This is a genomic window from Streptomyces speibonae, from assembly GCF_984686075.1.
Genome location: NZ_OZ480260.1, coordinates 3,050,323 through 3,075,084 on the forward strand (window position 1 = coordinate 3,050,323; position 24,762 = coordinate 3,075,084).

The 24,762-nt window shown below is 71.1% G+C and carries 18 protein-coding genes; 12 read left to right on the forward strand and 6 right to left on the reverse strand.

The genetic code is table 11. The annotated features are described in order from the left end of the window. Positions 1-90 precede the first annotated feature (90 nt). The 4 genes from AC5L3C_RS13545 (at position 91) to AC5L3C_RS13560 (ending at position 2,783) form a co-directional block, all read left to right on the forward strand. On the forward strand, positions 91-1,680 hold the full coding sequence (locus AC5L3C_RS13545) for an acyl-CoA carboxylase subunit beta (RefSeq protein ID WP_493649218.1): 1,590 nt from the start codon (positions 91-93) through the stop codon (positions 1,678-1,680). A 50-nt stretch (positions 1,681-1,730) separates the two neighbouring features. After that, complete coding sequence (locus tag AC5L3C_RS13550) at positions 1,731-1,940, forward strand: acyl-CoA carboxylase epsilon subunit (RefSeq protein WP_185931038.1); 210 nt, start codon at positions 1,731-1,733, stop codon at positions 1,938-1,940. A 62-nt stretch (positions 1,941-2,002) separates the two neighbouring features. After that, the gene (gene mmpB, locus AC5L3C_RS13555) at positions 2,003-2,131 is read left to right on the forward strand and encodes a morphogenic membrane protein MmpB (RefSeq protein WP_493649219.1); all 129 of its coding nucleotides are present in this window, start codon (positions 2,003-2,005) and stop codon (positions 2,129-2,131) included. 31 nt (positions 2,132-2,162) lie between these two features. Further along, entirely contained in the window at positions 2,163-2,783 is a 621-nt protein-coding gene (locus tag AC5L3C_RS13560; RefSeq protein ID WP_493649220.1) for a Maf family protein, read from the forward strand. Here AC5L3C_RS13560 and AC5L3C_RS13565 read toward each other — a convergent pair. Next, positions 2,752-3,306 (reverse strand): hypothetical protein, encoded by a 555-nt coding sequence (locus AC5L3C_RS13565; protein ID WP_493649221.1) that lies wholly within the window; start codon positions 3,304-3,306, stop codon positions 2,752-2,754. The genes AC5L3C_RS13560 and AC5L3C_RS13565 overlap by 32 nt on opposite strands. Positions 3,307-3,670: 364 nt before the next feature. Between AC5L3C_RS13565 and AC5L3C_RS13570 the strand changes: the two genes are divergently transcribed. Next, positions 3,671-5,443 carry an acetyl/propionyl/methylcrotonyl-CoA carboxylase subunit alpha gene (locus AC5L3C_RS13570; RefSeq protein ID WP_493649222.1) on the forward strand — a complete coding sequence of 591 codons (1,773 nt, stop codon included), beginning with the start codon at positions 3,671-3,673 and terminating at the stop codon, positions 5,441-5,443. A gap of 580 nt (positions 5,444-6,023) precedes the next feature. Here the strand turns inward: AC5L3C_RS13570 and AC5L3C_RS13575 are convergent. Together AC5L3C_RS13575 and AC5L3C_RS13580 are read right to left on the reverse strand one after the other, a co-directional pair. Then, positions 6,024-6,980 carry a DeoR/GlpR family DNA-binding transcription regulator gene (locus tag AC5L3C_RS13575; RefSeq protein WP_125504552.1) on the reverse strand — a complete coding sequence of 319 codons (957 nt, stop codon included), beginning with the start codon at positions 6,978-6,980 and terminating at the stop codon, positions 6,024-6,026. A gap of 109 nt (positions 6,981-7,089) precedes the next feature. After that, on the reverse strand, positions 7,090-8,538 hold the full coding sequence (locus tag AC5L3C_RS13580; protein ID WP_493649223.1) for an NAD(P)H-quinone dehydrogenase: 1,449 nt from the start codon (positions 8,536-8,538) through the stop codon (positions 7,090-7,092). Positions 8,539-8,624: 86 nt separating this feature from the next. On the opposite strand from AC5L3C_RS13580, the gene AC5L3C_RS13585 reads away from it, so the two are divergent. From AC5L3C_RS13585 to AC5L3C_RS13595, 3 genes are all read left to right on the forward strand, one after another. Next, entirely contained in the window at positions 8,625-9,062 is a 438-nt protein-coding gene (locus AC5L3C_RS13585) for a gamma-glutamylcyclotransferase family protein (protein WP_125504554.1), read from the forward strand. A gap of 92 nt (positions 9,063-9,154) precedes the next feature. After that, positions 9,155-9,979: a purine-nucleoside phosphorylase gene (locus tag AC5L3C_RS13590; protein ID WP_125504555.1), complete on the forward strand. Its 825-nt coding sequence runs from the start codon at positions 9,155-9,157 to the stop codon at positions 9,977-9,979. Between the two features lie 744 nt (positions 9,980-10,723). After that, positions 10,724-12,373: a phospho-sugar mutase gene (locus tag AC5L3C_RS13595; RefSeq protein WP_493649224.1), complete on the forward strand. Its 1,650-nt coding sequence runs from the start codon at positions 10,724-10,726 to the stop codon at positions 12,371-12,373. A gap of 52 nt (positions 12,374-12,425) precedes the next feature. On the opposite strand, the gene AC5L3C_RS13600 is transcribed toward AC5L3C_RS13595, so the two are convergent. Continuing rightward, positions 12,426-13,160, reverse strand: coding sequence for a PH domain-containing protein (locus AC5L3C_RS13600; protein ID WP_493649225.1), 735 nt, complete (start codon positions 13,158-13,160; stop codon positions 12,426-12,428). A 308-nt stretch (positions 13,161-13,468) separates the two neighbouring features. Between AC5L3C_RS13600 and deoC the strand changes: the two genes are divergently transcribed. The 4 genes from deoC to AC5L3C_RS13620 all read left to right on the forward strand — a co-directional run bounded on the left by deoC (position 13,469) and on the right by AC5L3C_RS13620 (position 18,077). Then, complete coding sequence (gene deoC, locus AC5L3C_RS13605; protein WP_493653867.1) at positions 13,469-14,422, forward strand: deoxyribose-phosphate aldolase; 954 nt, start codon at positions 13,469-13,471, stop codon at positions 14,420-14,422. A 5-nt stretch (positions 14,423-14,427) separates the two neighbouring features. Further along, positions 14,428-15,891, forward strand: coding sequence for an aldehyde dehydrogenase family protein (locus tag AC5L3C_RS13610; protein ID WP_493649226.1), 1,464 nt, complete (start codon positions 14,428-14,430; stop codon positions 15,889-15,891). Continuing rightward, positions 15,884-16,771, forward strand: a complete 888-nt coding sequence (locus AC5L3C_RS13615) for an aldehyde dehydrogenase family protein (RefSeq protein ID WP_493649227.1) — start codon at positions 15,884-15,886, stop codon at positions 16,769-16,771. The genes AC5L3C_RS13610 and AC5L3C_RS13615 overlap by 8 nt, the downstream gene beginning before the upstream one ends. Before the next feature lie 223 nt (positions 16,772-16,994). Beyond that, a complete protein-coding gene (locus AC5L3C_RS13620) occupies positions 16,995-18,077 on the forward strand; it encodes a trypsin-like serine peptidase (protein ID WP_493649228.1) in 1,083 nt (360 codons plus the stop codon). A gap of 56 nt (positions 18,078-18,133) precedes the next feature. On the opposite strand, the gene AC5L3C_RS13625 is transcribed toward AC5L3C_RS13620, so the two are convergent. Then, the gene (locus tag AC5L3C_RS13625) at positions 18,134-18,442 is read right to left on the reverse strand and encodes a hypothetical protein (RefSeq protein ID WP_493649229.1); all 309 of its coding nucleotides are present in this window, start codon (positions 18,440-18,442) and stop codon (positions 18,134-18,136) included. Positions 18,443-19,179: 737 nt separating this feature from the next. Then, a complete protein-coding gene (gene mads8 / locus AC5L3C_RS13630; protein WP_493649230.1) occupies positions 19,180-24,753 on the reverse strand; it encodes a methylation-associated defense system ATP-binding protein MAD8 in 5,574 nt (1,857 codons plus the stop codon). Between the last annotated feature and the right edge of the window lie 9 nt (positions 24,754-24,762).

Sequence of the window (24,762 nt, forward strand, 5' to 3'; positions counted from 1 at the left end):
GAAACACCGCACTGCCGAACGGATGACCCCCTACTACGCTACGGATGAGTAACCGTCCCCCCTTTTGAGCAGGCAGGGAGCCGCATCCCGATGTCCGAGCCGGAAGAGCAGCAGCCTGACATTCACACGACCGCGGGCAAGCTCGCGGATCTCCGGCGTCGTATCGAAGAGGCGACGCACGCCGGCTCCGCACGCGCCGTCGAGAAGCAGCACGCCAAGGGCAAGCTGACGGCCCGTGAGCGGATCGACCTCCTGCTCGACGAGGGGTCCTTCGTCGAACTGGACGAGTTCGCCCGGCACCGCTCCACCAACTTCGGCCTCGACGCCAACCGCCCCTACGGCGACGGCGTCGTCACGGGCTACGGCACCGTCGACGGCCGCCCGGTCGCCGTCTTCTCCCAGGATTTCACCGTCTTCGGCGGAGCCCTCGGCGAGGTCTACGGCCAGAAGATCGTCAAGGTCATGGACTTCGCCCTCAAGACCGGCTGCCCCGTCATCGGCATCAACGACTCCGGCGGCGCCCGCATCCAGGAGGGCGTGGCCTCCCTCGGCGCGTACGGCGAGATCTTCCGCCGCAACACCCTCGCCTCCGGAGTGGTCCCGCAGATCAGCCTGGTCGTCGGCCCCTGCGCGGGCGGCGCGGTCTACTCCCCCGCGATCACGGACTTCACGGTCATGGTCGACCAGACGAGCCACATGTTCATCACCGGCCCGGACGTCATCAAGACCGTCACCGGCGAGGACGTCGGCTTCGAGGAACTCGGCGGCGCCCGCACCCACAACGCCACCTCGGGCGTGGCCCACCACATGGCCGGCGACGAGAAGGACGCGATCGAGTACGTCAAGCAGCTCCTGTCCTACCTGCCGTCCAACAATCTCTCCGACCCCCCGGCGTTCCCGGAGGAGGCGGACCTGACCGTCACCGACGAGGACCGGGAACTCGACACGATCGTCCCGGACTCGGCGAACCAGCCCTACGACATGCACGCCGTCATCGAGCACGTCCTGGACGACGGCGAGTTCTTCGAGACCCAGGCGCTCTACGCGCCCAACATCGTCACGGGCTACGGCCGCGTCGAGGGCCGCCCCGTCGGCATCGTCGCCAACCAGCCGATGCAGTTCGCCGGCTGCCTGGACATCACCGCGTCCGAGAAGGCGGCCCGGTTCGTCCGGACCTGCGATGCCTTCAACGTCCCGGTGATCACGTTCGTCGACGTCCCGGGCTTCCTGCCGGGCGTGGACCAGGAGCACGACGGCATCATCCGCCGCGGCGCCAAGCTGATCTTCGCCTACGCCGAGGCCACGGTCCCGCTGATCACCGTGATCACCCGCAAGGCCTTCGGCGGCGCGTACGACGTCATGGGCTCCAAGCACCTGGGCGCCGACCTCAACCTGGCGTGGCCCACCGCCCAGATCGCGGTGATGGGCGCGCAGGGCGCCGTCAACATCCTGCACCGGCGCACCATCGCCGAGTCGGGGGACCCGGACGAGGCCCGCGCCCGGCTGATGCAGGAGTACGAGGACACCCTCCTCAACCCCTACGTGGCGGCCGAGCGCGGCTACGTCGACGCGGTGATCATGCCGTCCGACACCCGCCGCCACATCGTCCGCGGGCTGCGCCAGCTGCGCACCAAGCGCGAGAGCCTGCCCCCGAAGAAGCACGGCAACATCCCCCTGTAGAACTCCGCTGAACCCCGCTGCAGAACCCCGCCCCCCAGACAGGAGCCGTCGTGATCAAGGTCGTACGGGGCAACCCGACCCCGGAGGAGCTGGCCGCCGCACTGGCGGTGGTCAGGGCGCGCGCCGCGGCGGCAGCCACCGTGCCGTCCGGCGCGCCCGCGCCCCGCGACTCCTGGTCCGACCCGTCCCGCATCGCCGCCCGCCCGCTGCCCCATCCGGGGCCGGCGGCGTGGTCGCGGACGTACTGGCCGGGCGCGTGACGCCGGCAACTTGAGTACGCGTACTCAGGCGTCCCGCGCCGGCTCGGCGCGACGCTGGTGGCATGCTGTGGTCCGACCCCGAGAACGAGCCGCCGAAGGAACTGCGCGACACGCAGGACATGCTGCGGCGGCTGGGCGTTCTGGTGGCTCTGGCCATGGTGCTCGCCATGCTCGTGATCGGCGCGAGGTGAGGCGTCCGGGCGGCGTCGATACGCTGACCGCATGACAGATCACCCGCGCCGCCGTCTCGTGCTCGCCTCCAAGTCCCCCGCCCGGCTCGGACTGCTCCGCCAGGCCGGACTGGCTCCCGAGGTGGTCGTCAGCGGGGTCGACGAGGACGCCGTCACCGCCCCCACCCCGGCCGAACTGGCCCTCGCCCTGGCCGAGGCCAAGGCGTCCGTCGTCGCCGCGAAACCCGAGGTCAAGGGCGCGCTCGTGATCGGCTGCGACTCGGTCCTCGAGCTGGACGGCGAGGCCCTCGGCAAGCCCGCGGACCCCGAGGAGGCCACCGCGCGCTGGAAGGCCATGCGCGGCCGCGCGGGCACGCTCCAGACCGGCCACTGCGTCTGGGACACCCTCAGCGGCCGCTACAGCTCCGCCACCGCCTCCACCGTCGTCCGCTTCGGCGATCCCACCGACGAGGAGATCGCCGCCTACGTGCGGTCCGGCGAACCGCTCCACGTCGCCGGGGCGTTCACCCTGGACGGCCGTTCGGCGCCGTTCATCGACGGCATCGACGGCGACCACGGCAACGTGATCGGCATCAGCCTGCCGCTGGTCCGGCGGCTGCTGGGCGAACTGGGTGTGGGCATCACGGAGCTGTGGGCGCCGCAGGAGGGATGACGGGAGAGCCGTCGCCGCCCCCCGGGCCCTTGCTGCCGCCCGACCCCTCGCTGCCGCCTGAACCCTCGTCACCCCTCGCGCCACCGGGGCCCCCGGCGCCCTCCTCCGGAGCGGTGCCGGCGGGTTCGTCCGGACGGCCGTCGTACGTCATCAGGAGCAGTACGACGAGCCCGAGGACGACCACCATGTAGAGGAACGCGGTCCAGCCGATCAGCCCCCACGCGAACGCGCCCAGCAGCCCGTGCACCACCGCGGCGCTGATCAGCAGCACGCGTCCGAAGCCGGCCGGCGCCCGGTCGCGCAGCGCGACCAGCAGGGCCACCAGGCCGCACAGGGCGAAGTAGAGCCCGAAGACGACTCCGCCGGCCTTCGAGGACACCGACATCATGTCCGGGTCGAGCCCCGCCAGCGACATGTCCTGCCGGTCGACGACGACGCCCAGGAACCAGTTCACCGCCGCGATGCCGAGCGCCTCGGCGAACAGTACGAGCGCCACGACCCACGCCACCGGTCTGCGCACCACCGGCCCCCACCCTCTTTCGAGCACGACTGCGGTTACCCCGAGTATGTTCGGGCCGACGCGAAGGCTACTGCCGGGTAAACCTCGGTACAAGGGTTCTGCGAAGGGCAAAGAATCATTGGGCCATTCGTAGGGACTCCACAAAGAAACGGAGTGGGCCGCAGCACGCTCTTACAGAGACCTTGACCACAGCGGGCGGCTAGGGTTTCCGGGAGGAGTCCTGCGTACCGAGGTGCGACAAGGGATTTCGCAGGTCGAGCAAGCCTCGTATCACGCTCCGTGTGGGCAAGCTCACCACTGGGGACGGGTCGATGTGCCGTGTCGGCAGTCCCTAAACTCGGCTTGTTTCAAGGAGGGAGCCTCAATCGTGCGCAAGGTGCTCATCGCCAACCGTGGCGAAATCGCTGTCCGCGTTGCCCGGGCCTGCCGGGATGCCGGAATCGCGAGCGTTGCCGTCTACGCCGACCCGGACCGGGACGCTCTGCATGTCCGCGCCGCGGATGAGGCGTTCGCCCTGGGCGGTGACACTCCCGCCACCAGTTACCTCGACGTGGACAAGGTACTGAAGGCCGCGCGCGAGTCGGGGGCGGACGCCGTCCACCCGGGTTACGGCTTCCTCTCCGAGAACGCCGACTTCGCCCAGGCGGTGCTGGACGCCGGGCTGATCTGGATCGGCCCGCCGCCGCAGGCGATCCGCGATCTGGGTGACAAGGTCGCCGCCCGGCACATCGCCCAGCGCGCGGGCGCTCCGCTGGTGGCGGGTACGCCCGATCCGGTGAGCGGCGCGGAGGAAGTCGTCGCCTTCGCCGAGCAGCACGGGCTGCCGATCGCCATCAAAGCCGCGTTCGGTGGCGGCGGGCGTGGTCTGAAGGTCGCCCGGACGCTGGAGGAAGTACCGGAGCTGTACGAATCCGCCGTGCGCGAGGCCGTGGCCGCGTTCGGGCGGGGCGAGTGCTTCGTCGAGCGCTACCTGGACAAGCCGCGGCACGTGGAGACGCAGTGCCTGGCGGACCGTCACGGCAACGTGGTCGTCGTGTCGACGCGCGACTGCTCGCTGCAGCGGCGGCACCAGAAGCTGGTGGAGGAGGCTCCGGCCCCGTTCCTGTCCGACGCGCAGGTGGCCGAGCTGTACTCGGCGTCCAAGGCCATCCTGAAGGAGGCCGGCTACGTCGGTGCGGGCACCGTGGAGTTCCTCGTGGGCCTCGACGGGACGATCTCGTTCCTCGAGGTGAACACGCGTCTTCAGGTGGAGCACCCGGTGACCGAGGAGGTCGCGGGCATCGACCTCGTACGGGAGATGTTCCGCATCGCGGACGGCGAGGAGCTGGGGTACGGCGACCCGGAGCTGCGGGGCCATTCGTTCGAGTTCCGCATCAACGGTGAGGACCCGGGGCGCAACTTCCTGCCGGCGCCGGGCACGGTCACGACGTTCGCCGCGCCGTCCGGCCCGGGTGTCCGGCTGGACGCGGGCGTGGAGTCCGGATCGGTCATCGGTCCGGCGTGGGACTCGCTGCTGGCGAAGCTGATCGTCACCGGCCGTACCCGCGAGGAGGCGCTGCGGCGGGCCGCCCGTGCGCTGGACGAGTTCCGGGTCGAGGGGATGGCCACGGCGATCCCGTTCCACCGTGCGGTGGTGAAGGACCCGGCGTTCGCCCCCGAACTCACCGGTTCCGACGACCCGTTCACGGTCCACACCCGCTGGATCGAGACGGAGTTCGTCAACGACATCAAGCCGTTCGCCGCCGCGGTGGATGCCGAGGCGGACGAGGACGCGGGCCGCGAGACGGTGGTCGTCGAGGTCGGCGGCAAGCGGCTGGAGGTCTCCCTTCCGGCGTCGCTGGGGATGTCCCTGGCGCGTACGGGTCTTGCGGCGGGCGCCAAGCCGAAGCGGCGGGCGGCGAAGAAGTCCGGGCCGGTGGCCTCGGGCGACACGCTGGCCTCTCCGATGCAGGGCACGATCGTGAAGATCGCCGTGGAGGAGGGGCAGGAGGTCAAGGAGGGCGACCTGGTCGTCGTCCTGGAGGCCATGAAGATGGAGCAGCCCATCAACGCGCACCGGTCGGGCACGATCAAGGGCCTGAGCGCGGAGGTGGGGGCGTCGGTGACGTCCGGCGCGGCGATCTGCGAGATCAAGGACTGACCAGGCACACGCCTGCGGCGCAGCTGCGGGTCCGGTGGGGGTGCGCGTAGCGCCCACGGCGGGTGGGGGTGCGGGGCCGGGGCGGGGGTGTACGTCCTCGGACTGGCGCGACTGTGCTTGTTGGTGGAGGTGGCCGGCGCGGACGCGCCAGCCACTGCGGGCGCACACCCCCGCCCCGTCCCCTCCCCGCCGTCGGCGTCTGATCGACGCCCACTCCGATCCGCGCTTCGCGCCGCGCGCGACTGCGGCCGCCCATCCCGCCGCCGCTCCCGCGGTCCGCGGGCAGTCGTGCCTCCCCCAGTGCCTGAAGGGCCTGGGAGGTACCCCCAGGGCGATGGGGGTCCTCCCGCTCATGGGGGTACCTCCCGCTCATGGGGGTACCTCCCGCTCGAGCGAAGCCGAGAGTGGGGGAGGAGCCGAGAGTGGGGGAGGCACCCCGCAAGCGCCGGGCTGCGCAGACACCCCCCGGGCCGCACCAACGCCGGCCGGCGTTCACGCGCCTGCTGGGCAACGCGCCCCCTCGGCGTTCAGGGGCCCCGGGGTGGGCAACCCCCCGGAACCCGCTGCCCGCGCCGAGCGATCAGCGGCGGCGCAGATCCGCGACCCGCGCCCCCCGCTCACTCCCCTGCTCCCCCGCCCCCAACGCCACAGCCGCCCGCAGCCCCGGCCCCTGCCGCCGAGGCCCGGGCAGCGGCACATCCCGGCGCTGACGCGCCGACGGCGGCCCCTCACCCCCCGCCCCCGCGGAACCTCCCGGCGCCCCCGCGACAGCGATCTGCACGCCCTGGTCCGCCAGCGCCTGCAACTCCGTCCCCGCACGATCGTCGTGCGCGGGCGGCTCGTCCGTCACCAACCGCGTGATCAGATCCGTCGGCACCGTCTGGAACATCGTGTCCGTACCGAGCTTCGTGTGATCCGCGAGGATCACCACCTCCGCCGCGGCCTGCACCAGCGCCCGGTCGACGGACGCCGACAGCATGTTGGACGTGGACAGCCCCCGCTCCGCGGTCAGACCGCTGCCGGAGAGGAACGCCCGGGACACCCGCAGTCCCTGGAGGGACTGTTCGGCACCGCTGCCGACGAGGGCGTAGTTCGAACCGCGGAGCGTACCGCCGGTCATCACGACCTCCACCCGGTTGGCATGGGCCAACGCCTGGGCGACCAGCAGGGAGTTGGTGACCACGGTCAGTCCGGGCACCCGGGCGAGCCGGCGGGCCAGCTCCTGCGTGGTGGTACCCGCGCCGACCACGATGGCCTCGCCCTCTTCCACGAAGTTCGCGGCGAGGTCGGCGATAGCGGTCTTTTCGGCGGTCGCGAGATGAGACTTCTGCGGAAAACCGGACTCTCGCGTGAAACCGCCCGGAAGTACCGCACCGCCGTGCCGGCGGTCGAGGAGTCCTTCTGCCTCCAGCGCGCGCACGTCCCGCCGTACGGTCACTTCGGAGGTCTGGACGACGCGGGCGAGTTCACGGAGCGACACGGCCCCGTTCGCTCGCACCATTTCGAGGATCAATTGGCGACGTTCTGCAGCGAACACGAAACTGACAGTAACGCCAGCGACCGTCTGCTTTCAGCAGTTTGCGCTGAATAGCAGAAGTTGTTCGCACGGCCCCACACCAAGTGGTATAGGGCCCCGCGTTTCACGGTCAGGCCTCCACGCCCGTCTTCCTCGTGTGCAACTGCCGTGCCACCTCGGCGATCGAGCCGGACAGCGAGGGGTACACCGTGAACGCCTTCGCGATCTGCTCGACCGTCAGATTGTTGTCGACCGCGATCGAGATGGGGTGGATGAGTTCCGAGGCGCGCGGCGCCACCACGACACCGCCCACCACGATGCCGGTGCCCGGACGGCAGAAGATCTTGACGAAGCCGTCGCGGATGCCCTGCATCTTCGCGCGCGGGTTGCGCAGCAGCGGCAGCTTCACCACGCGGGCGTCGATCTTGCCGCCGTCGACGTCGGCCTGGGTGTAGCCCACCGTGGCGATCTCGGGGTCGGTGAAGACGTTCGAGGAGACGGTCTTGAGGTTGAGCGGGGCCACCGCGTCGCCCAGGAAGTGGTACATGGCGATACGTCCCTGCATCGCGGCCACCGAGGCGAGGGCGAAGACCCCGGTGACGTCACCGGCGGCGTAGACACCGGGGGCGGTGGTCCGCGAGACCTTGTCGGTCCAGATGTGGCCCGACTCCCGCAGCCTGACCCCGGCCTCCTCCAGGCCCATGCCCTCGGTGTTCGGGATGGCGCCCACGGCCATCAGGCAGTGCGACCCGGTGATGACCCGCCCGTCGGAGAGGGTCACCTCCACCCGGTCCCCGACCCGCTTCGCGGACTGGGCGCGGGAGCGCGCCATGACGTTCATGCCGCGGCGGCGGAAGACGTCCTCCAGCACGGCGGCCGCGTCCGGGTCCTCACCCGGCAGCACCCGGTCACGCGAGGACACCAGCGTCACCTTGGAGCCCAGGGCCTGGTAGGCACCGGCGAACTCGGCGCCCGTGACACCGGAGCCGACCACGATGAGCTCCTCGGGGAGCTCGTCGAGGTCGTAGACCTGGGTCCAGTTCAGGATGCGGTCGCCGTCGGGCCGGGCGTCCGGCAGTTCGCGCGGGTGGCCGCCGGTGGCGATGAGCACGGCGTCCGCGGTGAGGGTCTCCTCGCTGCCGTCGGCGGCGCGCACCACCACCTTGCGCGACCCGTCGAGCGCCTGCATGCCCTCCAGCCGGCCGCGCCCGCGCAGCACCCGCGCGCCGGCCCGGGTCACCGAGGCGGTGATGTCGTGCGACTGGGCGAGGGCGAGCCGCTTCACCCGCCGGTTGACCTTGCCCAGGTCCACGCCCACCACCCGGGCGGCCTGCTCGATGTGCGGGGTGTCGTCGGCGACGATGATCCCCAGTTCCTCGTACGACGAGTCGAAGGTGGTCATCACCTCGGCCGTGGCGATGAGGGTCTTGGACGGCACGCAGTCGGTGAGCACCGACGCACCGCCCAGGCCGTCGCAGTCGACGACGGTCACCTCCGCGCCGAGCTGCGCGGCGACCAGCGCCGCTTCGTATCCGCCGGGTCCGCCACCGATGATCACGATCCGAGTCACGTACTCCATTGTCCCGCACACTTCACCGTGCGACCGCCCGGGGGGCTCAGCCGTGGCCCCGCTGTTACAGGAGTGGCTGCCGTACCCTTCCCACCATGTCGCTCTACGCCGCGTACGCCGGCAACCTCGACGCCCGGCTGATGTCGCGCCGGGCACCGCACTCGCCGCTGCGCGCCACGGGCTGGCTGAACGGGTGGCGGCTGACGTTCGGGGGCGAGCACATGGGCTGGGAGGGTGCGCTCGCGACCCTCGTCGAGGATCCGATCTCGCAGGTCTTCGTGGCCCTGTACGACATCGCGCCGATGGACGAGGAGTCCCTGGACCGCTGGGAAGGGGGCGGCCTGGATCTCTACCGGCGCACGCGGGTGCGCGTCCACACCCTGGACGGCGAGGAGCGCGCCTGGACCTACGTCCTCAACGGCTACGAGGGCGGCCTCCCCTCCGCCCGCTACCTGGGCGAGATCGCCGACGCGGCCGAGTCCGCGGGCGCGCCCCACGACTATGTGATGGAACTGCGCAAACGCCCCTGCTGAGGGCCCCTCGTCGGAAACGACAAGACAACGATCGCCATCCCGTCGCCTTCCACATCTACGCGCGTAGGCGTTTAGCGGCTACCCTCGACGGCGTGAACGCTTCTCTTCTTCCGGACGACATCCAGGGCGACCCGTACGCCGCAGCCGACGCCGCCGCCGTGCGCCTGCGCGAACTCACCGGCGCCGAGACCCACGACGTCGCCCTCGTGATGGGCTCCGGCTGGGCCCCGGCCGTGGACGCCCTCGGCACCCCCGAGGCCGAGTTCCCGGTCACCGACCTGCCCGGCTTCCCGCCGCCGGCGGTCGAGGGCCACGGCGGCAGGGTCCGCTCGTACCGCGTCGGCGCGAAGCGCGCCCTGGTCTTCCTCGGCCGTACGCACTACTACGAGGGCCGGGGTGTCGCGGCCGTCGCCCACGGCGTCCGTACGGCGGTGGCCGCGGGCGCCAAGACCGTTGTCCTGACCAACGGCTGCGGCGGCCTGCGGGCGGGCATGCGCCCCGGGCAGCCGGTCCTGATCAGCGACCACATCAACCTCACGGCGACGTCCCCGATCGTCGGGGCGAACTTCGTCGACCTGACGGACCTGTACTCGCCGCGGCTGCGGGCGCTGTGCAAGGAGATCGACGCGAGCCTGGAGGAGGGGGTCTACGCCCAGTTCCCCGGGCCGCACTACGAGACTCCGGCGGAGATCCGGATGGCCCGGGTGATCGGCGCGGACCTGGTCGGCATGTCGACGGTTCTCGAGGCGATTGCCGCGCGGGAGGCGGGGGCGGAGGTGCTGGGGATCTCGCTGGTCACGAACCTGGCCGCGGGGATGACGGGTGAGCCGCTGAACCATGAGGAAGTTCTCCAGGCGGGCCGCGACTCCGCTACGCGCATGGGTTCCCTGCTGGCCCAGGTCCTCGGCCGCCTCTGACCACCGGCCGGCACGCATCCCACACGCCTGTGCGCAAACCAGGGCCCGGCCCACTGGCCACCCGGGCAACTGCCACGCCTCCGCCGCCTGGCGGTACGCCGCACAGCCGACGCCAAGCAGAGTGCCCTACGCCGGCGCGGACCGGGGACGTGTTGCACAGCCGGCGTTTGCACAGGCGCCCTGCGCCGGCGCGGGCCGGGGGGTGTTCGCGCAGCCCGGCGCCAACGGGGTGCCTCCCCCACTCTCGGCTTCGCTCGAGCGGGAGGTACCCCCATGAGCGGGGGACCCCCATCGCCCATGGGGGTGCCTCCCAGGCCCTTCAGGCTCTGGGGGAGGCACGACTGCCCGCGGATCGCGCGGGTGGCGGCAGCGGGCCGCGGATCGCAGGAGCGGCGCGGCGCCGCGGCCGGAGGTCCCCGGCCGCGGCGGCGCGGAAGGGGGATACCAGTGAGCCCTGGACGCCGGTCACCAGCCGCAGCGCCGCGGAAGGGGGATACCAGTGAGCCCTGGCCCGGTCGCCGACGGCGGGAGGGGGCGGGGCGGGGGTGTGCGCCCGCAGTGGCTGGCGCGTCCGCGCCGTTCACCTCCCGCCAACAAGCACAATCGCGCCAGTCCGAGGACGTACACCCCCGCCCCGCCCCCGCACCACCCACCCACCGTGGGCGTTACGCGCACCCCCACCCAACAGACAGCTGCGCCGCAGGCACACGACGCGCACCACACTCAACGAGAGGCTGACCGACCGTGCAAGACGACGCCCTCATCGCCCAGGCCCAGGCATGGCTCGCCGAGGACCCCGACCCGGACACCCGCGAGGAACTCGCCCGCCTCATCGACGCCGGCGACCACGCCGAGCTCGCGGCCCGCTTCAACGGCACCCTCCAGTTCGGCACCGCCGGCCTCCGCGGCGAACTCGGCGCCGGCCCCCTGCGCATGAACCGCTCCGTGGTCATCCGCGCCGCCGCGGGCCTCGCCGCGTACCTCAAGAAGCAGGGGACCCCCCACGGGGACGACACGGCCGGCCTCGTCGTCATCGGCTACGACGCCCGCCACAAGTCGCAGACGTTCGCCGAGGACACCGCCGCCGTCATGACCGGCGCCGGCCTGCGCGCGGCCGTACTCGACCGCCCCCTCCCCACCCCCGTCCTCGCCTTCGCTATAAGGCACCTCGGCGCGGTCGCCGGCGTGGAGGTCACCGCCAGCCACAACCCACCCCGCGACAACGGCTACAAGGTGTACCTCGGTGACGGCTCCCAGATCGTCCCCCCGGCCGACGCCGAGATCGCCGCCGAGATCGCCGCCGTCGCGTCCCTCACCACGGTCCCCCGCCCCACCGAGGGCTGGGAGACCCTCGACGACACCGTCCTGGACGCCTACCTCGCCCGCACCACCCACGTCCTGGCCGACGGCTCCGCCCGCACCGCCCGCACCGTCTACACCGCGATGCACGGCGTCGGCAAGGACACCCTCCTCGCCGCCTTCGACCGGGCAGGCTTCCCCGCCCCCGTCCTCGTCGCCGAGCAGGCCGACCCCGACCCGGAGTTCCCGACCGTCGCGTTCCCCAACCCGGAGGAGCCCGGCGCGATGGACCTCGCCTTCGCCAAGGCCCGCGAGACGAACCCCGACCTGGTCATCGCCAACGACCCCGACGCCGACCGCTGCGCCGCCGCCGTCAAGGACGGCGGCGACTGGCGCATGCTGCGCGGCGACGAGGTCGGCGCCCTGCTCGCCGCCCACCTGGTCCGCCGCGGAGCGACCGGCACCTTCGCGGAGTCGATCGTGTCGTCGAGCCTCCTCGGCCGCATCGCCGAGAAGGCCGGCCTCCCGTACGAGGAGACCCTGACCGGCTTCAAGTGGATCGCGAGGGTCGAGGGCCTGCGCTACGGCTACGAGGAGGCGCTCGGCTACTGCGTCGACCCGGACGGCGTACGGGACAAGGACGGCATCACGGCGGCGCTGCTCCTCACGGAACTGGCCTCCGAGCTCAAGGAGAGCGGCCGTACGCTCCTGGACCTGCTCGACGACCTCGCCGTGGAGCACGGCCTGCACGCCACGGACCAGCTCTCGGTCCGGGTGAAGGACCTCGGCCTCATCGCCTCCGCGATGCACCGCCTGCGCGCACAGCCGCCCACGGAGCTGGCGGGCCTGCCCATCACCAGGGCGGAGGACCTCACGCAGGGCACGGAGAAGCTCCCGCCCACGGACGGCCTGCGCTACACCCTGGACGGCGCACGCGTCGTCGTCCGCCCCAGCGGCACGGAGCCGAAGCTGAAGTGCTACCTGGAGGTGGTGATCCCGGTCGGGACGAAGGCCGGCCTCCCCGAGGCCCGGGCCCGCGCGGCCTCACTCCTCGAGCGGATCAAGCAGGACCTGTCCGAGGCAGCGGGCATCTAGAGCAGGCACCTCACGCGGGGCGGGCGGATCAACCCGCCCCGCACGAAAACCCTCACCCCACCCCCAGCAGCACCGCCAGCAACACGCCCCCCGCCACCGCCGGCCCCACGATCTCGTAGGCCCACCGCACGGACACCTCGCCCTGCGCGGCCTCGGCGTCCTTCCGCCACTCGTGCAGCTCACGCATCTCGGCCATGGCCCGGTCGCTCTCGGCCTGCCGCGGCGCCTCGGGAACACTCCCCGGCCCACTCCCCCGACCGGCACCCCCACCGGCACGTCCGCCGGCGTCACCCCCACGCCCCCCACGCTCACGCCGCGCCGCCTGCGCAGCCACCCGCGCCTCGTGCCGGGCCGCCCTGTTACGGGCCCGCAGGGAGACGGGCAGCGCCCACAGCTGGTACTTGGTGCCGGAGTCGTCGACGACCTCGTTGGAGAACCCGGACCGCAGCGAGGCGACCCGCCCCCAGGGCAGCACGATCACGCGGAACGGGTTGCGTACGCGCAGCCGGTCGTCGTTGACGTAGACGGCGGGACGCAGGGTGTAGGCGACGACCAGCGGGACCAGCAGAAGCATCGTGGCCAGGGAGAGCCAGGGGGTGCGGCCCTCGCCGGCGACCACGGCGTCGATGCCGAGCCAGCCGATGATCGCGAGCAGCAGCACACCGCCGACGACACCCGCGAGCGAGCGGTAGATCCGGTCCTTGTACTGGGGCTCCTGGGGCTCCGCGGACCCGGCCGGCCGCTTCGTGGGCTCCGGTTCGGGCGACTGGTGCTCGGGGGTCGTCATGCTCCCGATTCTGCACGACGCCCGACGGGACCTCGTACGCGGTGGGACCCCCCGAAGCACCCTCGTGGCACCCCCGAGACGCCCCCGAAGCACCCCGAAGCGCCCCGAAGCACCCTCGTGGCACCCCCGAGACGCCCCCGAAGCACCTCGAGGCACCTCGAGGCACCTCGAGGCACCCAGGAGACCTCCCCGAGACACCGCCGACACGCCCCCGCCCCCGGAGTCGCCCCGAGTCGCCCCGAGTCGCCTCTGAGATGCGCACAGGGCTGTACAGCCGCTACGCGCGTAGATATGCTCGTCTGGTGACCATGCCCACCACTGCACCCAACGCTCTCAGCGACGTCACCGCGTCCGACAGCACCCTGCGCCGCTTCCTGCACGGGCTGCCCGGCGTCGACGCGGTCGGCCTGGAGGCCCGTGCCGCGTCCCTCGGCACCCGCTCGATCAAGACGACCGCGAAGGCGTACGCCATCGACCTGGCCATCTCGATGGTCGATCTGACGACGCTGGAAGGCGCGGACACCCCGGGCAAGGTCCGGGCGCTCGGCGCGAAGGCGGTCCGCCCCGACCCGACCGACCGCACCACCCCCGCCACGGCAGCGGTCTGCGTGTACCCCGACATGGTGGCCACAGCGAAGGAGGCCGTCGCCGGCTCCGCCGTCAAGGTCGCCTCGGTGGCCACCGCGTTCCCGGCCGGCCGCGCCCCGATCGCCGTGAAGCTGGCGGACGTCCGCGAGGCCGTCGCCGCCGGCGCGGACGAGATCGACATGGTCATCGACCGCGGGGCGTTCCTCGCGGGGAACTACATGAAGGTGTACGACGAGATCACCGCCGTGAAGGAGGCCTGCGGGACGAGCGCCCGCCTGAAGGTCATCTTCGAGACCGGCGAGCTGTCGACGTACGACAACATCCGCCGGGCGAGCTGGCTCGGCATGCTGGCCGGGGCGGACTTCATCAAGACCTCGACCGGCAAGGTCGCCGTCAACGCGACCCCCGCGAACACCCTCCTGATGCTGGAGGCGGTCCGCGACTTCCGCGCCCAGACGGGCGTCCAGGTCGGTGTGAAGCCGGCCGGCGGCATCCGCACGTCGAAGGACGCGGTCAAGTTCCTGGTCCTGGTCAACGAGACCGCGGGCGAGGACTGGCTGGACAACCACTGGTTCCGCTTCGGCGCCTCCTCGCTGCTCAACGATCTGCTGATGCAGCGCCAGAAGCTGGCCACCGGCCGCTACTCCGGCCCCGACTACGTGACGGTGGACTGATCACCATGGCACCTGTTTTCGAGTACGCACCGGCGCCCGAGTCCCGCTCGATCGTCGACATCGCCCCGTCGTACGGCCTGTTCATCGACGGCGAGTTCACCGAGGCCGCCGACGGCAAGGTCTTCAAGACCGTCTCCCCGTCCACGGAGGAGGTCCTCTCGGAGGTCGCCGAGGCCACCGAGGCGGACGTCGACCGCGCGGTGAAGGCCGCCCGCGCGGCGTTCGAGAAGTGGTCGGCGCTGCCGGGCTCCGAGCGCGCGAAGTACCTCTTCCGCATCGCCCGCATCATCCAGGAGCGCAGCCGCGAGCTCGCCGTCCTCGAAACCCTGGACAACGGCAAGCCGATCAGGGAGACCCGCGACGCGGACCTCCCGCTGGTCGCCGCGCACTTCTTCTACTACGCGGGCTGGGCGGACAAGCTCGACCACGCCGGGTTCGGCCGGAGGTCGACGAACGAGCACAGCGGCGCGAGCCCGAGGCCGCTGGGCGTCGCGGGCCAGGTCATCCCCTGGAACTTCCCGCTGCTGATGCTGGCGTGGAAGATCGCCCCGGCGCTGGCGACGGGCAACACGGTGGTGTTGAAGCCCGCCGAGACCACGCCCCTCTCCGCCCTGTTCTTCGCGGACATCTGCCGCCAGGCGGGCCTGCCCAAGGGCGTCGTCAACATCCTCACCGGTGACGGCCGCGCCGGAGCCGCGCTGATCGCCCACCCCGGCGTGAACAAGGTCGCCTTCACCGGCTCGACCGCGGTCGGCAAGGAGATCGCGCGCACGGTCGCCGGGACCCGCAAGAAGGTCACGCTCGAACTGGGCGGCAAGGGCGCGAACATCGTCTTCGACGACGCGCCGATCGACCAGGCCGTCGAAGGCATCGTCAACGGCATCTTCTTCAACCAGGGCCAGGTCTGCTGCGCGGGCAGCCGCCTGCTCGTGCAGGAGTCGGTCCAGGACGAACTCCTCGACTCCCTCAAGCGCCGCCTGTCCACGCTCCGTCTCGGCGACCCGCTGGACAAGAACACCGACATCGGTGCGATCAACTCCGCCGAGCAGCTGGCCCGCATCACGAAGCTGGCCGACCTGGGCGAGGCGGAGGGGGCCGAGCGCTGGTCGCCGGCCTGCGAACTGCCGGAGAACGGCTACTGGTTCGCGCCGACGCTGTTCACCAACGTCACCCAGGCCCACACGGTCGCCCGCGACGAGATCTTCGGCCCCGTGCTCTCCGTCCTCACCTTCCGGACGCCCGACGAGGCGGTCGCCAAGGCCAACAACACCCCGTACGGCCTGTCGGCGGGCATCTGGACGGAGAAGGGTTCGCGCATCCTGGCGGTCGCGAACAAGCTCCGCGCGGGCGTGATCTGGTCCAACACGTTCAACAAGTTCGACCCGACGTCGCCGTTCGGCGGCTACAAGGAGTCGGGCTTCGGCCGCGAGGGCGGCCGCCACGGCCTGGAGGCGTACCTCGATGTCTGATCGGCTCAACGTACTGAAGACCTACAAGCTGTACGTCGGCGGGAAGTTCCCGCGTTCGGAGAGCGGCCGGGTGTACGAGGTGACGGACGCAAAGGGCACGTGGCTGGCCAACGCCCCGCTCGCCTCCCGCAAGGATGCCCGTGACGCGGTGGTCGCCGCGCGCAAGGCGTTCGGCGGATGGTCCGGCGCGACGGCGTACAACCGCGGCCAGATCCTCTACCGCGTCGCGGAGATGCTGGAGGGCCGCAGGGACCAGTACGTCCGCGAGGTCGCCGAGGCCGAGGGCCTGTCGAAGGCGAAGGCCGGCGAGCAGGTGGACGCGGCGATCGACCGCTGGGTCTGGTACGCGGGCTGGACCGACAAGATCGCCCAGGTGGTCGGCGGGGGCAACCCGGTCGCGGGCCCGTTCTTCAACCTGTCCTCGCCGGAGCCGACGGGCGTGGTCGCGGTGCTGGCCCCGCAGAAGTCGTCGTTCCTGGGCCTGGTCTCGGTGATCGCCCCGGTGATCGCGACGGGCAACACGGCGGTCGTGGTGGCCTCCGAGAAGTCCCCGCTGCCCGCCCTCTCCCTCGGCGAGGTACTGGCCACCTCCGACCTGCCCGGCGGTGTGGTCAACATCCTCTCCGGCCGTACGGCGGAGATCGCCGCCCCGCTCGCCGCGCACCAGGACGTCAACGCGATCGACCTCGCGGGCGCCGACGAGGCGCTGGCGAAGGAACTGGAGATCGCGGCCGCGGACAACCTCAAGCGCGTCCTTCGTCCACAGCCTGTGGACAACTGGGCGGCCACCCCCGGCACGGAGCGCATGACGGCGTTCCTGGAGACCAAGACGGTCTGGCACCCGACGGGCTCCCTGGGCGCGTCGGGCTCCGCCTACTGAGGAACCCACGAACCGGAGAGCCGCGCTTCCCCACCGTCCGGGGGTGGCGCGGCTCTCCGCTCACCGAGGCCGGCCGAGCGCAGTCCTCGGCGCTGCCGGTCGGCCACCCGATTCCCCGCCGTGATTCGGATCCGTGTTCGATTTCAGCCAATGATTGATCGGTTCAAGACGCCTTGCTGTGACGTCGGTTACCGGAGGACCGCATGAGGTGATCAATGCCCTCATGCAGATACCCAGACACATCCGGCTGGCAGTATCCGCGGTCGCCACGGCGGCACTTCTGGGCGCCACCGCCGGCACCGCTCAGGCCGCCGACGTCACACAGCGGCCCGAACTCCCCTCCGTCGCGGTCAAGCAGACGCATGCCAGTCCCGGTCAGGCCGACAGGTTCTGGACACCGGAACGGATCGACAAGGCGCTCGCCCACCCGCTCGACACTCCGTCCGTCGGGGCGGCACAGGACACCGCTGCGGCACCAGGTCCGGCCCTCCCCGATGTGGCGACCTCCGCCCCCGGGGTTGCCCCCAAGGGACTCAGCCCACGCACGGCCGAGGCGAACACGCTCGCGGCAGCGGCCGAACTGACCAGCTCTCTTCCCGCGGCGCAGCCGGACCGGTGGCCGTGGAGGGCGACCGGCATCCTGTTCATCCAGACGGCCGGCGGCGGTTACGGCCACTGCAGCGCGGCCGTCGTCGTCCACAGCAACAAGTCCAGCGTATGGACGGCAGCACACTGCCTGTACGACCGGGAGGCAGGCGCGTTCAACACCGGATACGCCTTCGCCCCCGGCTTCGACAACGGGGCGCCGTACGACTACTGGGACGTCAAGAACGTGATCGTGCCGTCCGCGTACATCGACGAAGGCGACTACCGCTACTCCGACATGGGCGCCGTCGTTCTGCACCAGCACTCCGGCTACGGATATGTGCAGGACACCGTCGGCGCGTACGGGTACGAGTTCAAGTCGAACGCCCCGGAGAACGACAACGTGTTCTCCATCGGCTATCCGGCCGACGGATACGGCAGGGCGGACTCGTTCTACCAGGACGGGATGTACATGAGGTACTGCCACGGCAACACCGTGGACGCCTCCAACTTCAATCCGCTGGACCAGCGGCTGGAGATGGACTGCGAGATGGGTCACGGGGCCAGCGGCGGGCCGCTGGTGAAGGACCTGGCGACCGATGCACGGATCGTCGGCGCGAACAGTCACCGCTATACGGACGACGCCGGCAACTGGGCCGACAACCATCTCTACTCGTCCGAGCACGGCGCCTACGCGGTCAGCGTGTACAACGCGCTCTGACCCACCGGAGCCGCAGGGCAGCGAGGGGCCTGGCCGCGAAGGCCGGGCCCTTTCTCCTACTGGTCGTCCTGCGCCGGACAGTCGTAGTCGTCCGGCCCGGCACGGTGCATCAGATCCGACACGCCCCCCTGCGCCGTCTCCTCCGCCTGCGGCGGGCGGCCGTTCTCGGGGCACGGCCACTTGCCGGTCTCGTCCCGGTACCGCAGCGCCTCGCGGAACTCGGCCCTTTCCTGCGGCGTCACCGACTCGTTGTGGACCGTGACACCGGGCCCGCCGCTCTTCAGCGCCTCGGCCGCGGGCCACACCGCCAGCCCGAGCAGGAACAGAGCCGACGCCGGAACGGCTCCGCGTAACCGGTTGCGCATGGTGCCCCTCTCCTGCTGCACATGCCTCCGCATTGACCATACAAGGCCCTCCAGTACCGGCACCAGAAAGCGGGCTGTCGCTGCCGGCTCGCCGGGCAAACGACCCGCCCAGGGGCGAGTGATGCCCGCCTCCTTGCCGGGGTTGGTGGGGAATGCCCGGTCGACGGGTGGTCCCGGCAGGCCTCGAAGCGTCACCCCTGCCGCCGGGGGTGGCGACGGAACCGATCCACAAAACGGCCGCATCGTCACGCCGGCAGTACAGCCAGTACACGCCCGTCACCCACGCGTTGCCGTCACCGGTCCGCGCGGCCACGGGCGCTTGACGGACGGGGTGAACATCACGCCGCACCCCCGGCGGCCCGTACCCATCCGGCCGACTCCGCCGGCAGCTCCCTGACCGCCTGGTCGCCGGGTTCCGGCGGGGGCGCCGGTGCCTCACCGTGCCACCCCCGGACCGGGCCGGAGTGCGGAGGAGAGCGCACGGGCCGTGGCCACGTTGCAGCGCCCCAGGTCGATCAACGCGAGCGGAGCGAACCCGGCGCAGGAAGCCGCGTCGAGTCCGAGGGACGGCAATGTCATCCCCGCCGCCTTGAGCGCGTCACGCAGTCCCCCACACGCCCGTTCGAACCAGGCGGCGACTCCTCTCCGTCCAGAGGAACCGCGGCCTCCCTTACCGCACGCCACCACTTCTGGTGAATCACTCGACAGGCGCCTCCTGCCTGAGGGCGCCGCACCCGTCAGTCGAACGCCGTTCTGGTCCCGCCTCCGTGCTCAGTGACCCGTGGGCGGCACTGGATCTTGACGGTCCCCTGGGTGAAGGCTTCGTCCGTTGCCTTGCTCGACCAGAGGTATGCCTCCCCCGGCTGCAGGGCCGCCATCTTCTGCGATGTGAGGCTGCCCAGGGCGGTGTTCACTTTCTGCAGGTACTTGAGCCACGCCGGTGAGGTGAACTTGTGCAGCACGATTTCGCTGGACAGCTCGATCAGCGCCGTCGGAACGGACGGCGGGTCCTGACTGGCGACGATGACGGACATCCCCTTGTGCCGCATCTCGCGGACGCTCGAAACGAGTCCCGCCACCAGGTCCCCGCTGTCCGCGTACTTGTGGGCCTCGTCGAAGACGACGAGCTTGTTGAATGTCTCGTTCGGCCGGCGAGCCTCTGCGAACAGCTGCATCAGCACGACGAACAGACCGAGCGCGTCGCGCTTCTCGATGTCGTCGGAGCGTACGTCGACGATGATCAGCCGTCCGGGTCGCACCAGGTCACGCAACCGCGTGGAGTCGTCGATGAAGTTCTCCGCCAGCTCCAGCCTCGCCTTGGCCTGCTTCTTGAGATGATCGGCGAGTTCGGAGTCCTCGATACCCCGGCGGACGGCCTCCAGGGTGAGGTCCTTGCGGTTCTCCTTGATGATCCGGTTGACCTGCCGGATATAGGTGGCCTGATTGCCCACGGCTCCCATGAGGAACCGCCAGTGACTCGCCTTGAGTTCGGAGGAGGCGAAGGTCAGCGGACGGATCTCCAGGTCCGGGAACTCCTCCCTCCGGTCTTCCAGATTCTCCGCGGGAACGAGCATCGTCACGTCGTCCAGTCCTACCGACTCGGCACCGTAACCCAGCCGCAGGGCGGTTCGCTGTCCCTCGTCGCCATTGGGGCGGATCATGCTGGTGAACTCTGGGGCGTAGTCGGACGTCTCGCTGTAGTGGAACACCATGCTCGCCAGGGGCCTGCCGAGCCGGTTGATTCCGGTCACGGGCCGGGAGACCATTTCCAGGATGGCGCCCAGGGTGTAACTCTTGCCTCCGCCCTGGACGCCGAACAGGCTCATCGTGTGAGTCTCGTAGAGGTCCAGGGCGACCCGGCGACCCGCGCTGGTGCCCAGAAGGCCGTACTGGGGTGAGGGCTGGGCGACGCCCAGCATGACATCGGCAGCCGTTCCCTCAGGCCCTCCAGCGCCGTCGATCCCGTGCGCGGTCCCAGAGTCCGTGACCGGGCGGGGCGACGGGTCGCTGCCGTCGGCACGTTGTGGTTCGGGCTCCGTCGACGGCCGCTCCCGCGGCTCTGCCCCGGGCGGCTCCTGGTCCGGTTCGCCGACCGCATGTTCCTCCGCGCCCGGTTCCGCCCCGCTCCCCGGATCGTCGTCCTCGGTGTCCAGGGGAAGCGGCCCGGGGTCGTCCGGCACGGTCCGCTCGCGTTCCCGCGGACGGAGCGTGGCCGTCGTCGCGGCATCCCGCTCCCCGGGAAGTGAGGGACGCTCACCCAACCGCGGGCCGGCGCGCTCCGGTTCCGTTCCTTCCTCATTCTCCCCGGCCGTCTCGGAGTTCTCTGCCTCGTCCGCCGGTCCGCGCAGATACTCCGTCCGGATCTTGTCGAGCATGCGCAGTGCGTGCTCCCGGCCGACCCGGTGGTAGGTGATGCCGTCGGCGGTTTCGATGTCCAGTCCATTCGCGGACAGGTCGAAGACCAGACCGGTGGCGGTGAACTCCCAGGTGAAGTGGTGGTCCAGGTGGTCGAGCAGCCAGCGTGCCTCTTCCCGGGACTTCGCGGAGAAGAGGCCGTACCGGTCCGCGCGGGCGAGGTAGTGGTCGAGCAGTGTGCGCAGGGTGACGTTCTGCAGGGGGCGGTCGCTGCGGGGAACGGACGGATCGAACAGTCCGGTGAGTACTCGCCGGGTGTTGTCCAGCTGGATGCGGATCCGCTGCCGTGTCGCCTCCAGGGACGCCGGGCCTCCCGTGCCGGTGAAGCACTTGACCTCGACCAGGCGGCAGGTGATGGTCGCCCGCTCAGCATCCAGGTCGAACAGGGCGAGGTCGGTGCGATGCAGCCTGACCTCCGTGTCGCCCGCTGCCGAGCGCCGCTGTTGCTCGGCGTAGAGCTCGGGGTGTGCGTCGAGGGGTACCAGGATCTGGTGCCGCAGCGCGCTGCGGTGCTCCAGGTACAGGCGGGCCAGCGCCAGCCCCACCACCTCGGTGCGTCCGCTCTCGCTCAGCGCCGCCAGTTTGAAGGCCAGGTTGCCCGACAGTTCCCGCAGCTGATCGAAGAAGGTACGGACATGGCGCTGCTCGATGCTGAGTCTGCGGTCCGCCAGGACCGGTTCGAGCAACGCCCGCAACTCGTCCACGGAGCGTGAGGAGACCACGATGTGGCTGCTCATGCCCGCCGCCGAGGAGGCCGTGTAGTCGATGACGTACTCGGCCCGGTTCGGGCGCCCGTGATCGAAGTATTCCGCACCGAGCGTGCGGTCCACGGTGATCACCCAGTCGCTCATGCGGTGCACGTCGTGCAGCAGTGAGCGGTCGTCGGTACCGAGGCTGAGGCTGATCTGGGGCAGCATTCCGGGGCGGGGCTCCCCCGCGGTGGCCGCGACCACGGCGGCCGACACGGTGGCGGGCAGTGCGGCCAGCAGGTCTCCGGTGATCTCCGCGCCGGGCAGCGGGTCCGTCGCACCGTGCCGCGGGCGGCGGCTCCAGGTGGCCGTGTCCCCACCCTCGCTGTAGTGGCTGGTCATCTCCTGCACGAGCCCGTGCACGGCGGTCCGGCCCGAGGCGGTCCGGCCGGGAGCGATGTCGTGGCGCTCGCCACCGAACGGCGCGAACAGGAAGCTGAGGTGGGCGGGAAAGTCCTCGTCGCCGGAGGTGAGATCGGCGAGGTCCCGTACGACGACCGACAGTTTCGGGCGCAGCGGATCGCCCGGGGTCGAGAACGCCTCAGCGGCCGCGGTGCGTGCCCCGTCCCGGGGGGCGAAGAGGTCGGTGAGGGCGCCTCCTGCCCAGGGGTCGTCGGGAACGGGGGTGAACAGCCGTACCGTGTACCTCAGATGGGCCAGGTGGCGGCGCTCCTGGAGGGTGATGAGCATGTCCGTGAGCAGTTCGCCACGACCGGCACCCACCGCGTTGATGATCAGCGAGTCGGCATAGGGGTGGAGGCGGATGTAGCGCTCGACGCGGTCGGCGAGGTTCGCCCCGGTCACATCGCCACTGCGGGTGGGGGCTCCGTCCGCCCCGAGGGCCACGGCGATCCTGGCGACGGTGCCGCGCGGGTTCTCGGCCTCGCTCGGCAGGCAAACCTGCCAGTAGTCGGTCAGGAGCCCTGCCGCAAAGGTGAGTTCTCCGGTGTCCAGTGGCACGGTGAGGGGGAAGCCGAGCGGTGCCAGTCTCCGCTCCAGTGCTTCGAGCCGTTCCAGGACTGCCGCCCTGTCATCGTGTTCCGCTTCGCCGAGCCAGTGATCGGCCAGGGCTGCATGGCCGCTGTCCCACAGCATCCGCAGGGGGTGGGTGGGTGCCACGAGCACGGCGGCCGAGCGGGCGCCGTCCGGGGCGGCCAGGGTCACGGGCAGGGTGTCAGTGCTCAGCAGTCGATGGAGTTCGCCGCGGTGTGTGTCCGTATCGCGTGCGTACGGGTCCTCCAGGGCGCGCAGGCAGGCCGTCAGCGCGTCCAGATAGGCCTCCGCGTATGCCTCGGTCGGGGCGCGGAGGTCCCGGGGGTCCCTTCCTTCCACCACGTGGGCGTCCTCGCCGGCCCGCTCCCCGGTGATCGCCGAGAACAGGGAGGTGCGCGCGCTCAGGAACGTGGCGTACGCGGGTGTGTGGTCGGTGCGGGTCTCCCCGGGGTGGGACTGCGGACTCAGGTGTACCCCGTCGGCGGCGTCGATCTCCACCTTGGGACCGGTCAGGGTGTGGGGCCGGGTCAGGAGAACCTGCTGAGCCTCGGCCAGCTGGCGCGGCATGTCGAGGAGGAAGGGAGCGCCGGCGCCGAAGGAGGCACGCAGGGAACGGGTCTTGATTCCTGTACCGGCCCACGTGACATCACGGCAGGTGATGCGCCAGGGATCACGTCCGTCGGCCCGCGCGGTGAAACGCAGCCGGTTGAGGGCCTGGGCGACACCGGAGGCACGCTGGACCCGAGGGGCAGGGGGCTCGTCGAATTCGCCGTCCGGCACCACGTAGAAGCGGTCGCTTTCCTCCGTGCGCCGGGTGCGGCCATGTCCGGTCCGGGTCACGGGCAGGGGTTCGCCGTGCTCGTCCAGGGGTGTGACCCGGACGAAGTGCCAGCCTTCCTCCCATTCGGTGGCCCGGCGGCCACGCTTCAGTTTCACCTTGGTGCTGTGCACGTTCCGGGTGGTGCGGCGGTGTGCGGGGACGGTGACGGTGAGCCCGGTGGGGCTGACCGCCACGGTGCTGTCGTCGTCTCCGTCAGTGCCTTCCCCCACCGATTCCGAGCAGATCTCGACCTTGAAATGCGCAAGCCCGGTGACGGTGCGGGGGTCGGGGGCCACGGTGAAGGAGACCGGCAGGGAGGAGAGACCGCCGGGCAGCAGGTAGCGGGCGCCGAAGACGCGTTCCAGTACGGGGTGGTTGCGCAGGTCCTCGCCGCTGTCGCCGACTTTCGGCAGGGCGGTCAGGTCGTCGACCTCGACGGTGATCCGCTGGTTGCCACGGTCCTGTTGCTCCGGCCAGTGGTGGAAGGCCAGGGGCCAGTTGCCCGGTTCGACGGCGATGGACCGGCACCACTGGCGGGGCTCGGTGAACGAGGTCCGTCCCGCGAAGTCGACCAGCCGCTTCATGAAGGTCTGCTGCTGCGCGCTGGAGCGGGGCAGGCCCAGGGAGAGGACCCGTTGCCGGGGGGTGGCGGCGTGGTCGCTGAGCGCGTCGACGACACGGCGGTTGCGGGTGCTCTTGCGGCCGACCAGTGCGGGATCGGCGAAGAGCCGGAAGTCGGGGATGAGGCCGAGCAGGTGGACGGCCGCACCGGCTGCTTCGGGGTGGTAGTGGTTCTCCCGAAGCGTGAGCAGGTACCGCACGGCGGCCTGGGCGTCGGCGCCCTTCGGCCCGCCGGCCGCCGGGGAGCCGAGCAGTTCCGTGACGGACGGGCGCAGGTTTTCGGGCACCTGGCCGAGCAGGGTCTGCCGCAGCGCCGTGTGCACGTCGTCCAGCGGGAGTTCCTCGAACGTCGCGGTGGAGAAGGAGTCCTCCGCGCTGGCCCGGGTGCCGGGCGGGACGAAGACCAGCAGGGGAGGCCGCAGCGCCCCGGTGTCGTCGGGGTTGCGCAGTTCCACGAGCCGGGTGCCGGTGATGGTCACGTCGTCGGCGTCGAGGTCCGCTGTCCCCGGGTCGAGGACGTGGACCTGGGCCTCCGGTACCGCGGTGTGCAGCCGGCGGGCCAGGCTCACGGCCAGGTCGGTGTGGAGCCCTTCGACGCGCATGCAGTGTCCGGCTTCCCTGCCTCGCAGCACGTGGGCGATGCGGGGCAGCAGTGCCTGTTCCAGGGCCTGTCGCCACTGGCTTTCGGTGATCTCGGTCAGTCCGCGTGCCATGGTGGTCCG

What these genes read in the sequence shown, in the direction of transcription:
- AC5L3C_RS13545 (WP_493649218.1), top strand. Translation starts at nt 91, where the DNA reads ATGTCCGAGCCGGAAGAGCAGCAGCCTGACATTCACACGACCGCGGGC.
- mmpB (WP_493649219.1), top strand. Translation starts at nt 2,003, where the DNA reads ATGCTGTGGTCCGACCCCGAGAACGAGCCGCCGAAGGAACTGCGCGAC.
- AC5L3C_RS13560 (WP_493649220.1), top strand. Translation starts at nt 2,163, where the DNA reads ATGACAGATCACCCGCGCCGCCGTCTCGTGCTCGCCTCCAAGTCCCCC.
- AC5L3C_RS13580 (WP_493649223.1), bottom strand. Translation starts at nt 8,538, where the DNA reads ATGGAGTACGTGACTCGGATCGTGATCATCGGTGGCGGACCCGGCGGA.
- AC5L3C_RS13585 (WP_125504554.1), top strand. Translation starts at nt 8,625, where the DNA reads ATGTCGCTCTACGCCGCGTACGCCGGCAACCTCGACGCCCGGCTGATG.
- AC5L3C_RS13600 (WP_493649225.1), bottom strand. Translation starts at nt 13,160, where the DNA reads ATGACGACCCCCGAGCACCAGTCGCCCGAACCGGAGCCCACGAAGCGG.
- deoC (WP_493653867.1), top strand. Translation starts at nt 13,469, where the DNA reads ATGCCCACCACTGCACCCAACGCTCTCAGCGACGTCACCGCGTCCGAC.
- AC5L3C_RS13610 (WP_493649226.1), top strand. Translation starts at nt 14,428, where the DNA reads ATGGCACCTGTTTTCGAGTACGCACCGGCGCCCGAGTCCCGCTCGATC.
- AC5L3C_RS13615 (WP_493649227.1), top strand. Translation starts at nt 15,884, where the DNA reads ATGTCTGATCGGCTCAACGTACTGAAGACCTACAAGCTGTACGTCGGC.
- AC5L3C_RS13620 (WP_493649228.1), top strand. Translation starts at nt 16,995, where the DNA reads ATGCAGATACCCAGACACATCCGGCTGGCAGTATCCGCGGTCGCCACG.
- AC5L3C_RS13625 (WP_493649229.1), bottom strand. Translation starts at nt 18,442, where the DNA reads ATGCGCAACCGGTTACGCGGAGCCGTTCCGGCGTCGGCTCTGTTCCTG.
- mads8 (WP_493649230.1), bottom strand. Translation starts at nt 24,753, where the DNA reads ATGGCACGCGGACTGACCGAGATCACCGAAAGCCAGTGGCGACAGGCC.